At 67.2% G+C, this 11,635-nt stretch carries 9 protein-coding genes; 1 reads left to right on the plus strand and 8 read right to left on the minus strand.

Features of this window, described 5'->3' with window-relative positions; all coding sequences use genetic code 11:
- Positions 1-26: 26 nt before the first annotated feature.
- Complete coding sequence (rph, locus tag ACXPWS_RS30250; RefSeq protein WP_458710179.1) at positions 27-2,549, minus strand: rifamycin-inactivating phosphotransferase; 2,523 nt, start codon at positions 2,547-2,549, stop codon at positions 27-29.
- A gap of 279 nt (positions 2,550-2,828) precedes the next feature.
- Between rph and ACXPWS_RS30255 the strand changes: the two genes are divergently transcribed.
- Positions 2,829-3,911, plus strand: coding sequence for a phosphodiester glycosidase family protein (locus ACXPWS_RS30255; RefSeq protein ID WP_458710180.1), 1,083 nt, complete (start codon positions 2,829-2,831; stop codon positions 3,909-3,911).
- A gap of 11 nt (positions 3,912-3,922) precedes the next feature.
- On the opposite strand, the gene ACXPWS_RS30260 is transcribed toward ACXPWS_RS30255, so the two are convergent.
- The 7 genes from ACXPWS_RS30260 to ACXPWS_RS30290 form a co-directional block, all read right to left on the minus strand.
- Positions 3,923-6,292, minus strand: a complete 2,370-nt coding sequence (locus ACXPWS_RS30260; protein ID WP_458710181.1) for an alpha/beta hydrolase family protein — start codon at positions 6,290-6,292, stop codon at positions 3,923-3,925.
- 125 nt (positions 6,293-6,417) lie between these two features.
- Positions 6,418-7,248: an SDR family NAD(P)-dependent oxidoreductase gene (locus ACXPWS_RS30265; protein WP_458710182.1), complete on the minus strand. Its 831-nt coding sequence runs from the start codon at positions 7,246-7,248 to the stop codon at positions 6,418-6,420.
- A 32-nt stretch (positions 7,249-7,280) separates the two neighbouring features.
- A complete protein-coding gene (locus tag ACXPWS_RS30270) occupies positions 7,281-7,994 on the minus strand; it encodes a mammalian cell entry protein (RefSeq protein ID WP_458710183.1) in 714 nt (237 codons plus the stop codon).
- Positions 7,961-8,512: a mammalian cell entry protein gene (locus ACXPWS_RS30275; protein ID WP_458710184.1), complete on the minus strand. Its 552-nt coding sequence runs from the start codon at positions 8,510-8,512 to the stop codon at positions 7,961-7,963. The genes ACXPWS_RS30270 and ACXPWS_RS30275 overlap by 34 nt, the downstream gene beginning before the upstream one ends.
- On the minus strand, positions 8,509-9,492 hold the full coding sequence (locus ACXPWS_RS30280; RefSeq protein ID WP_458710185.1) for an RDD family protein: 984 nt from the start codon (positions 9,490-9,492) through the stop codon (positions 8,509-8,511). The genes ACXPWS_RS30275 and ACXPWS_RS30280 overlap by 4 nt, the downstream gene beginning before the upstream one ends.
- Positions 9,489-10,109, minus strand: a complete 621-nt coding sequence (locus tag ACXPWS_RS30285) for a hypothetical protein (protein ID WP_458710186.1) — start codon at positions 10,107-10,109, stop codon at positions 9,489-9,491. Before ACXPWS_RS30285 ends, ACXPWS_RS30280 begins: the two co-directional genes overlap by 4 nt.
- Positions 10,079-11,629, minus strand: a complete 1,551-nt coding sequence (locus ACXPWS_RS30290) for a virulence factor Mce family protein (protein ID WP_458713755.1) — start codon at positions 11,627-11,629, stop codon at positions 10,079-10,081. Before ACXPWS_RS30290 ends, ACXPWS_RS30285 begins: the two co-directional genes overlap by 31 nt.
- Positions 11,630-11,635: the final 6 nt, after the last annotated feature.

The raw sequence follows: 11,635 nt of genomic DNA on the forward strand, positions 1-11,635 counted from the left end.
CCGCCGGCGCGGTAGCGGCCGTCCCGCTAGGACAACAGCTCGACGTATCCGTCGCCGCCTGCGACGCGGATCCGTTGTCCGTCCCGGATCAGGGTGGTGGCGTCCTGGACCCCCACCACGGCGGGTAGTCCGTACTCGCGGGCGATCACCGCGCCGTGCGTCATCAATCCGCCCACCTCGGTCACCAGGGCGGTGATGCCCACGAACAGTGGCGTCCAGCTGGGATCGGTGTACGCGGTGACCAGGATGTCACCGGGCTCCAGCCGCGCCGAGGCGATGTCCACCACGACGCGGGCGCGACCCTCCACGGTGCCGGCCGAGACCGCCAGACCGGCGAGCGCGCCGGGCGGCAGATCGTCGCGCCGGTAAGCGCCGCTGACCCCCTCGCCGTCCGAGGTGAGCACCCGTGGTGGACGCAACGACTGGTAGGACCGGAAGGCCGCCTTCCGCTGGGCGATGAGCTCCTCGTCCACCCGGTGGGTGCGCACGACCTCGTGGAATTCCTGCAGCCGCAGGTAGTAGACGTCGTCGCGGTCACCCAGGACCCCGGCCTCGACCAGGCGCCCGGCCTCGCGAAGCAGGGCGCGCTTGTAGATGAAGTACCGGCTGACCATGCCGTACTTGGGATACTCGCGGTACCCGGCGAAGGTGCGCACCCGGTCGATCATCGCCTTGGTCTCGTCGGCTTTGCGTTCCCCGTCGGGCAGCGTCCGCAACCGCGCGAGCACGTCACGTTCCTTCGATTCGGCCTGTCGGAGCCCCAGTTCGAGGCGCCGGCGCGCCTCCCCCGGTGCGAAGTTGTCGATGTTGGCCAGAATCGCGGGCACCAGAGCCGACGGTTGTTCACTCCAGCGCATTCTGGTGATGTCGATCTCGCCGACGCACCGCATGCCGTATCGGTCCAGGTAATCCTGCAACGCCTGTCGCGCCTGACGTCCGCCCGGCAGATCACCGAGTGCTGCCAGCAGGTCGCGGTCGCCGCGTTCGCACTGCTCGAGCCGCGCCACCACGTCGGGATGAGGCCGCATGGTGTCGGCCACGTCCAGCAGGGCCAGCCCCATCTCGGATGTCACGTTGTGCGGCACCGACTGGGTGAGGGCGTCGGCGGGGTTCTTCTCGCCCAGCCATTCCTGCAATCGATCGTTGAGCCAGTGCGCTGCGTCCATCCCGGCGACGATCACCTGATTGCTCTCGGGGGCGAACAACACCCGTTGCAGTTCGGTGAAGTCCGACAGGATGAATTCGACCAGCGCCGGTCCGGACAATTGCTCGATATCGCGTTCGAGGGCCTCGACACTGGCCTGGTTGCGTTGGATCAACGCGGTCACGATGGCCGGATCGGTTTCGATGGGGCACTCGGTCGCGCTCGGGATTGCGCCGCCGGGACAGTGGTCGGGGACCGTCGGGACGAAATCGCCGCGATCGAGAATGCTCTGCAGCGCACCCCCGGTCAGCGGATCCGCTCTCAGGAATCCGTCGACGAGCCCGGCACGAGTCGAGGGCCGTTGCAGCGCCTCGGTGACATCGACGAAAAGCCTGCCGCCGGCCTCTGCCATCGGCCGGCGAGTTGTCAACTGCCACACCGACAGACCCAGCGGTGTCATCGCGTCGGTCATCATCTGCTGATGGCCGACGCAGATGTAGACATGGTTGCGTCCATCGTCGGTCTCGGGGATCGGGAACAAGGTGGTGATCGGCCTGGTCTGGACGATGTGGAAGTCCCCGTCCAGAAGGCACCATTCGATATCCTGCGGATGGCCCAGGTCCGCCTCGATGCGGCGGCCCAGCTCGGTGAGGCGCAGCACCTGTGCGTCGGTGAGGACCGGCTGCGCGGCAATCGTCTCGGCCACCACCTCTTGTTCGCGCACCCGGTACAGGTCGGCGTCCACTCGGCCGGAGACCAGGGCTTCGCCGAGGCCGAACACCGCTTCCACCGAGGCCATCCTGCGGTTGCCCGACACCGGGTCGGCGGTGAACAGCACGCCGGCTGCCTGCGCGGGCACCATCTGCTGGACGAGCACCGCCATCTGGCTGTCCTTGTGCTCCAACCCGTTTCGCAGTCGGTAGGTGATGGACCGCTCGGTGAACATCGACGCCCAGCAGCGCTTGACATGGCGCAGGATCTCCGCGTGACCGACGACGTCGAGGTATGAGTCGAGCTGACCGGCGAACGACGAGGTCGCCAGGTCTTCTGCCGTGGCACTCGAGCGCACCGCGTACGGACGCTGCGCACCGAGCCCGTCCAGTTCAGCACCGATGGCCGCCTGGATATCGGCGGGTACGTCCACGTTCTCCAGCGTCTCGCGCAGACGCGCGCTCAAAGTGCTTATCCCGTAGCGATCTTCGGCATCCAAGCAGGCCAGCTGGTCGAGCCGGTCGGTGATCGACGGCGCCGCGCTGACGAAGCGTTCGAATGCCTGGACCGTCACGCAAAACCCGGCCGGCACCCGGACCCCGAGGTGACAGAGCTCCCCCAGCCGCGCACTCTTGGCCCCGACAACCGGTGCCGAGGTCTGGTCGACATCACCAAGAGCCAACGTGTAGGCCATACTTCTTCCCCCCATTTCAGTCATCTCCGACGGTGCGGGAAGCGATTATGGGACAAAAATCGGGGCCTCATGAGCGGCCCGGATCCCCGATATACTGAAAGCAACGAAGCGTCGTCGAGCACTGCTCGACGCACGGGTCCGGATTCCACTGGCAACTCCTTCAACGCTCCCCGGCGATTGTGCTGTGGCAGAAGCGTTATCCGGCCGTGACGAAAGTTGACAGTGAGTCCGCTGTGATTATCCTGAGCATCTCATCAAAGTTTGCCAGGAGGGTGCGCCGTGCCGATAGCCACCGGGTGTGTCCTGCGGTTCGCCGTCGTCGTCGCGGCGCTGGCGGTCACCGCTGCAGTTGCCACGGCGACAGGTGCCCCGGTCGCCCGGGCTGCCGACGGTCGCACCCTGTTGGCGAACGCGGTGGCCAACACCCGTGGCTCGTACCTGGTTTACAACTTCGGCGCCGGTTTCCCGGCACCGATGCTGGATGCCGCGGGCAAGTGGTACGAGATGAGCAACGGCGGCCACCTGATGATCATCAAGGCGGCCTCCCAGCGGCTGACCCCGCGGCTGCTCGTCGACTCGCACGCCGGATACCAGTCGCGCTGCGAACGCACACCCGGTGCGCGCACCGGTGAAGGATTGCTGCAGGCCTCCGAAATCTATACACCCGTCGCGGCATGGCAGGCCCTGGGCCGGCCCGCGATCGTCGTCAACGCCAATTTCTTCGACATCCGCGGGCAGCGCAGCGGATCGTGGAAGACGACGGGCTGCAGCTCGCCACTGGGCGCCTATGTGGACAACACCGGTGGCCAGGGCAAGGCCAACGCTGCCATCACCGGCACCCTCGCCTACGCGGGCAAGCAGGGCCTGTCCGGCGGTAACGAGATATGGACGCCACTGTCGACGATGATCCTGCCCGTCTCGGGCATCCCGTTCGTGATAAGTCCGGGCTCCACAACAGATTTCGAAGCCGCAACGCCGGTCATCACCGACCTGATGAGCCGGGGCACCCGCTTCGTCGCCGTCAGCGGCCTGGGGCTGCTGGCCCCCGGCGACACCGGTCAGATGAACGATCCCGGGCCGTCGGCGGCCCGCACGGCCCTGGCGTACGCGCGCGGCCGCGACGAGATGTATGTGTTCCAGGGCGGCAGTTACACCCCGGACCAGGTCCAGGACCTGTTCCGGGGGCTGGGCAGTGACACCGCCATTCTGCTCGACGGCGGCGGCTCGTCGTCCATCGTGCTGCGCCGCGACACCGGCGGCATGTGGGCCGGCGCCGGTGTGCCCAAGGGGTCCTGCGACACCTATCAGGTGCTGTGCGACTCGCGCGAACGGGCGTTACCCGCGTGGCTCGCGTTCGGGTGAAAACCGTTGCGCTAGGCCGCTTCCCCCGCGGAGTCCTTCTTCGCCGTGGCGGAACCGGCCTTGGCCTGCGTTCCGGCCGCCGGCGCGGTCGCGGCCGGCTTCTTCTTCGGGCTGAACGCGCGGGTGATGTCGTGCACCGCCTTGGTCAGCGGGTCCGGCTTCTTCGCCGCCGGCTTCGGATTCGCCTGCGCCGCAGGTGTTTCCGCCTTGGTGGTGTCATCCTTCTTCGTGTCATCGGCCTTGGTGGCGGTGTCGGCCTTCTTGGTGTCGTCGGCCTTCTTGGTCTCGTCGGCCTTCTTGGTCTCGTCGGCCTTCTTGGTGTCGTCAGCCTTCTCGGTGTTGTCGGCGGTTTCGTCATCGGGCAACGCGTGCCGGGGCTCCGTCCCGGAATCCTCTGGCACCGGGGTTTCCTCCGGCGCGGCGTGCTTTCCGGTGGACACCGCGGTGGACGCGTCCTTGGTGCTGCCCTTCGCGGTAGCCTCGTCGGCCGTGGTCGCCGACACCGTCAGCGTCCGTGCATTGGCCGTCGGCAGCGCTCCGGCCGCGGCCAATCCCGACGTCGCGGCGTCGGTGGCGGCCTTGGTCAGTTCCTTGGCGAAGCTGCCGCTGGTGATTCCCTTCACCAGTTTGACCAATTCGTCGATGATGTTCGGCGGCGCTGCCGTCGGATGGCCGCTGAAGAACTCCTTCTGGAATCCGGTGGCCAGCGACTTCAGCACATCGTTGACGACCTGTCCCGGATTCACGTGCGGGAACGTCATGAACGGCGTCGGGGTGTCGGCATCGGTCAGCGTCCTGGTGTACGTGCCGTCCGGGTTGCGCTGCACGTCGGTGTAGCCGAGATTCACCAGGCTCGTGAGCGCCGGCGACAGGGCGTTGGCCAGCCGGATCGGCAAAGTGCCCAACGTGCCGAAACTCACCGCGTTGAGCACGTCGCCGGCCAGGTACAGCGGCTCCAGGAGCGGCAGCGTCTTCGCCGGTAGCGTCAGATAGATGTTGAGCGCCAACGGATTTCCGGCCGTGACGTTGCCCACCACGCTGCCGACCTCGTCACCCACCTGTTCCAGGATGGTGTCCAAGGTCAGGCCGCGCAGAATGTAGGTGGCACCCACCGTCCCGGCCAGCAGGTTGTTGGCCAGCGATAAGGGATTCGGCCAGGCGGCGAAGTCCGAGAACGGCTGGTACTCGGCCGTGGCATCGATCTTGATCGGCAGCAGATTCGCCCCGCCGAGCGAGAGTCCGGTGTTGAGGAGCGGCACTCCGCCGCTGTGGACGGCCGCCGTCTCCGGGGTGAGTACGTCGATACCGAGCAGGTCGGCCAACGGATAGAACCGGGACAACAGACCGCCGTTGGCGCGGCCCAGGTTGTTCAGCAGCACCATCGGCAGGATGGTGAAACCGCCGACCAGTGGATTCTCACCTGAGCTCGTACCGCCCGGCTGGAATCCCAATTCGCCCAGAATCTTCGAGTACGAAGCACCGGTGGAGAAGGCACCGAGCCCGATTCCGGCGACGATCGGAATGCGCACGTCGGTGACGTCGAGCAACTCCAGCGGCAGCACATCGGTGACCACGTGCAGCGTGTTCACCAGCAGCTGCAGCGGTGCACCGAGGATGGGCCCGAGTCCACTGATGACGTCACTCGCCTGTTTGAAGACGATGTCGAACAGCTTGTCCCCGCTGATGTCCAGGTACGGCGTCGAATTGATGGCCTGGGCAACCGCATTGGGGGTGCCGGGCGTCCACCCGATATCCACGCCAAGCATCTTCAGCAGACCGAAGGTGGGCCCCGGTGTGATGATGTTGACCCCGGCGATGTCGAGGTTTGCCAGATCGACGATGTTCGACACATCGAGCCCGATGAGCCCGAGCAGACGGCTCAGCGACACGTTGCCGCCGGCGTCGGTGATGTTCAGTGCGTCCAGCAGCGCGACCAGCGCGCCCGAGACGACCGGTCCCAGTGCGCCGTCGACCAGCGACCCGAGATCGATCTTCACCGCACCCAGCACCTGATCGAGCAGGTCCAGCGGAATCTTGCTGAGCACGTCACCGATGTTGATGTGCAGGCCGCCGGTCAGGGCCGGCACGCTCACCCGCCCGACCAGTGCCTTCGCGATGGCGGCATACAGGTCCTGCGCGGAGTTGTACGCCGTATTACCAAGGCCGCCAGTGATATCCGGAAGCACACCGGGCTTCGGGAACAAGCTTGTCGACGCCGTCAGATTCAGCGGCTGGTCGTGCACCAAACGCAATTCCGGGCGGGCCGGCAGCGGTTGCGGCGCGGCCGCTCCGACCGTCAGGGCGGTGACGGTCGCGGTGGCAGCCCCCACCACCGCCAGCCGTTTGGCCCGCTCCCCCACCACGCGGTGTTTACCCGTCATGCGCATGCCTTCCCCCGCAGCCCCCAGCCGACGCACAGGACCGTAACATCTGGATCACGGTCCGGAACCGTTTTCCGCCGGGTGAACTTTCGTCCACTCGAAGGGTTGCGCGCGTTGACGTTTGGTCAGGGTTGGCGCATGACCAGCCGCAAGATCCGGTCCCGCAAAGCGGACGGGATATTGGTCAGCAATCCGATCTGAGCCTTCGGACCGAGCCCGACAACATAGCGCGCCCGGGGCCGTGTCGAGGTCAGCGCGGTGTGCACCACCGTGGCCACCGACTCGGTGGGGACCGCGAGCCGTTGCGAAACCGGCACCGACTTGCGCATTCCAGCAACGTGACGGGCATACAGATCACGGTGTGCAACAGACAGTTCCGCCTCCACATCGGCCACCATCGCGTCGGCGGTCCGCCACATATCGGTGTCGGTCTGCGCCGGCTCGACCAGCACCACCGGTATCCGCCACGGCGCCAGCTCCATCCGCAGTGCGTCCGCGGCAGCCTCGAGGGCAAACTTGGACGCCGCGTAGGCACCGATGAGCGGGGTGGACAGCCGGCCGTTGACGCTGGAGATGAACAACACCCGGCCACCGGACTGCCGCAGCCGGGGCAGCACCGCCCTGGTCACCGCGAGCTGACCGATCACGTTGACTTCCAGCTGCTTTCGCCACTGTTCGGTGGTGACGCTCTCCATCGGCCCGGCGACCACGATGCCGGCGTTGTTGACCACCGCGTCCAGCCGGGGCGGCAAGGCATCATCGAGCGCGGCGAGGTGGTCGTCGTCGGTGACGTCGAGGATCACCGCCGAAATCCGCTGCGGGTGCGCCGCACGGACGGCGTCGGCGTCCGCCGCAGAGCGCACTCCGGCGGTGACATCCCAGCCGCGCCGGGCCAGATCTTCGGCGATGGTGCGCCCGATCCCGCGGCCCGCGCCGGTGACAAGTACTGATGGCATGTCGCCCAGGCTAACCGGCGACGCACCGGTGGCTATAGCCGCGGAGTCAGATCCAGCGAGGTGACCGGCGTCATCTCGGTGATGAGCCACTGCGAATCTCGGTGCTGCAGCGTGAGCCGGTAGGACAGATACCGCAGCGACGGGATGTTCTTGGTGACCGGGCTGGTCGCCACCGAGTTGGTGTACACCAGGGCGGTGGCCTGCGCCGGGTTGATCGTCTCGATGGCCGCGCCGAGCACCTGGGTGCTGTTGGAGACCTGCGCCTGTTTGTTCGGCGCCACGATCGCGTCGATGTACTGGCGGTACTGGGCCGCGAAGTCACCGGCGAGGTACTTTTCGGCCCGGTCGGGCAGCGACTCCATGTCCTCGGGCGTGTAGGTCCACAGCGTGGTGATGGCGTTGCTCGCGGTCCGCGCGATGTCGAGTTTGGTGTGCACGAGGGCGCGGTCGGACAGATACCGCTGCGCGGTGGCGCCCGCGAACGCACCGGCGGCGACGAACAACACGGCGGCGAGCACCGCCGCCGCCTTGAGTGCCCGGCCCGCCGTGCGGTGCGCGACCAGCACCGGTTCGCCGGTCTCGCCGGTGTCCGGCTCGGTCTCGCCGTCGGTGTCCACCTCGGGTTCGGGTGCGGATTCCGGTTCGGCCGCCGCGACCCGCGCCGCCTTGCCCGTCGGCTGCACCTCGGCCGGGCCCTCCTGCGACCCGGTGGTCAGATCACCTGAATCAGCCGGCTGATCTTCCACTGGCGCCCTTCCTGAATAGTCGTTGCCAGCCAACGGCTGCCGGTCTCGATGGTCTGCTTGCCGTCCGGTGTCTTGGAGCTCATCTTCGTCGCCACCAGGACGTCGGCGCTGCCGTTGTCGTTCCACCGCTGCACGCCGGCCGCCAGCACCGTCCCGGTGGTCGGTTCGGCCCGGGCCACCTGGATGACGATCTCGTTCTGCTTGTCGGTGAACGATTTCACGAATTCACCGGTGCCCTGGGCCTTGATCCGGTCGGCGTAATCGTTGGCGTGGAACGGATCCATCGTGGTGTACACCGTCATGAAGTCCCGCACGTATGCCAGCGCCGAGGCGTCCCTGACCTCGGTGCGCCGGTCCGACTCGTGCGCCATCACCATGAACGTGCACCCACCGATGACGGCGGCGAGCAACACCGCACAGATTCCGGCGACCACCGGAAGGCCCCACCGCTTCGGCGAGCTGTCCGGTGCCACAAAGAATTCGGGCTCCCCGGGATCGATCTGGCGACGCGGGCTCATCGGGCACCGCCGCCCGGTAGCGGACGGGTGATCACGGTGAGGTTGGCCACCCGCCACTGTCCGCCGGATTTGTCGAAGTCCACCTGCACCGTCGCGGTGATGAACTTCAGCGTCTTCGGGTCGGCGCCGCGCTGACCCTGCATTGCCATCAGCATGGTGGCGGTCGTCGGGGCGATATGGGTCACCGCGCTGTTCACGGTCCAATACTCGTTCGCCACGATCGGCGCCTTCTGCACCGAATTCTGCTGTGCGACAAGCTGAGCGCGGTAGCCGTCGGTGGCCAGCGACTGTGCCCTCGCGAAATCGTCCTTGAGCGTCTCCGGCGTATAGCTGAGCATCTGCTCGACGATCCGCGGGCCTTCCTGGGAGATCTGCCGCCGCGCATCGTCGACCGCTCGATCCTGCCGATACACCGCGCCGTAGCCCAGGCCGGCCGCGCCCGCGCACACCAGCACCGTCACCAGCAGCCCGATCGCCACCGGCCGGCGCAGATCCCGGGCCGGCGCGGGGACGCGCCGAACCTCGGTGCGCAGCAGCAGATCGGCGAAGGTCCGGTGCCGCCGGTCCCACAGCGGCCAGAACCACCCGAGCAGCACGGCGACCGTGTCGACCAGATGCGCGAGGTCACGGGCGATCAACCGGATCGTGCCCACCCGCGCACCGGTGCGCCCGACCACCCGGATCCCGGTGACCGCCCGGCCCAGTGACCAGCCGGTCCAGGCCGGCAACAGCCAGCGATTCACCAGCACCGCCGCGCCGGCTAGCACCAGGACTGTTGCGTAGATCCACCACTGCCAACTCATCCAGGGCGAGATCCAGGCAAGTTCGAACATGACCGCGACGACCGCCACCCCGAACAGCACATCGATCGCCAGCGCCCCGGCCCGGCTGCCCCAGGACGCCAGCGGCGCCCCTGGCGTGGTGGTGATCGCCCCGTCGGAGCCTGCTGTATCCATGTTCACCTCAAGCACCGCCGTCACGTCGTCACCTGGACCAGGTTGGCGATCTTGTACGTGCCGTCGTCACGCTGCATCGTCACCCGCAACCGGTAGCCCTGCTCCTGGTCGGCGGCGGCCGAGTTGGTGACCTTGGTCCGCACCGCCACCAGGATGTCGACCGATCCGTCGTCGTTGTGGCGCTCCACCGCGGCACGCAGATCGGACACCTGAACGGTCACGTTGGCGGCCTGGTACGCCTCCACCATCATGCCGCTGAAGAAGCCGGCCTGAGCGCCGAAGTCCCCCGTCGAGCATTCGATGATCTTGGCCTGGCTGGCGCCCATCGAGGTGGTGTCCGGGGCCTGGGTCGCGGTCACGCAGTCCTTGGCGGCCTGCAGCGCGACGGCGTCGTCGCGCCCGATCGCGGCGCTGCGGGCGTTGGCCTGCACCGCCAGATAGCCGACCACGGCCAGCCCCGCGGTCAGCACGAGCAGACCTGCACAGATGCCGGCCACCCAGCCCCTGCCCAAACGTTCCGGGCGGGCCTGAGTCGCAAGGCTGTCCTCGACCGGTGTCGGCTGCTCCTCGGCGGGTTCCGCTATTGGATCTTCGTCATCAGGGGTGGGGTTCAGCCGGCTGGTGCCAGCATCTCCTTCCATCCGCTATCTCCTGGCTTCATCGAGTTGTTGACGGTGTACTTGACGCCGTCTGGTCCGGTCACCTCGCCGCTCGACGGGCTGTACACCGCGGACGGTCCCGCTGCCGGAGTGTAGATGCACGGGTTGGGCTGCTGTCCACTGCAGCTGACCGAGCCCTGGCCAGGCGGGGTGAGTGGGTCACTGGTCGGGGCGGTGGACTGCGGTGGCGGTAACTGACTGGCGCCCAGCGGGTTGAGCCCGTTGTTGATCGACGGCGCCGGGATCACCATGCCGGGCTTCACCGGATGGTTGCAGCGTGCCGCCGGGGCCGGGCAGTCGACCATCTGGTTCGGGTCGCCGTACCAGGGGTTGGTGCCCGCCGGGACGTACGGCTCGTTGCTGCGGCACTCGGACGGCGTCGCGGCCCGCTTGCCAGGGACATCGGCACACGGATAGTTACGCGCACCGCGCACCGCGTTCGGTGCGTCCTTCGGGATCTTGCAGTACAGGCCCGACGGAATCGGCTGGGTGGTGGTGTCGGCCGGTGACCGCCACTGTGAAGCCGGCAGGAACCCGGTCAGACACGGCGGCGGCGAGTTGATGCCGAGACCGAAGTGCAGCAGACCCTGCGGTGCGAAGATCGTCGCGGTCTGCGCGATGGATGCACCCTGCGGCAGCACCACCAGCACCTGTTCGACGTTCTTGTTGTACCGCTTGAGCATGTCGATGACGACCTCGAGGTTGGCCAGCGTCTGCGGCAACGCATCACGCACATCGCCGAACACCGCGTTGAGCTGATCGGCGGTCGGCGCCGCCTGCTGCAGCCCGCTGCGCAGCGCGCCGTCCTGCTCTGCAGTCTGACTGGTAATGGTGTTCAGGTTGGCCGCCCACCGGTTGATCGCGTCCCCGGAGTTGACCTGGCTGTCGACGATCGGCCCGGAATGCTCGACGATATCGTTCACCGAGGGCAGGTTGTCCTTGAAGTCACCGGCCAGTGCCTGAGTGGAATCGACCAGCCTCTGCAGTGAGGGCCCCAGTCCGCCAACGGCTTTCGCGGTCTCGTCGAGTAGCTGACCGATCTTCTCCTTGGGCAGCGCGGCCAAGCCGGCCTCGGCGGCGTCCAGTGCGGGTCCGACCTCGGCAGGCACGGACCCCTTGGTGATGGTCTGCCCCGTGCTGAAGTACTTGCCCTCGTCCTTCTCCGAGACGATGTCCAGGAACTGTTCACCGACCGCCGACACCGAGTGCACGTTGGCCGACGCGTCGAGCGGGACCTTCTTGTCGTTGTCGATGTCCATGGTGATCCGCGCGCCCTTGGGGGTGGGCTGCACGTCGCGCACCTTGCCGATGGTGGTGCCCCGGTAGGTGACGTTGGCCGTCTCGTACAGACCGGCCGAGTTCGGCAGATCCGCGTAGAGGCGGTACATCCCGATCCCTGCGGCGGTGGGCAGACGCAGATAGACCAGCGACAGCACCACCAGGCCGATGATGGTCAGGACGGCGAAGACGAGCAGCTGCGTCTTGATGAAGCGGGTCAGCAACATGTC

The organism is Mycobacterium sp. BMJ-28, from assembly GCF_054404835.1.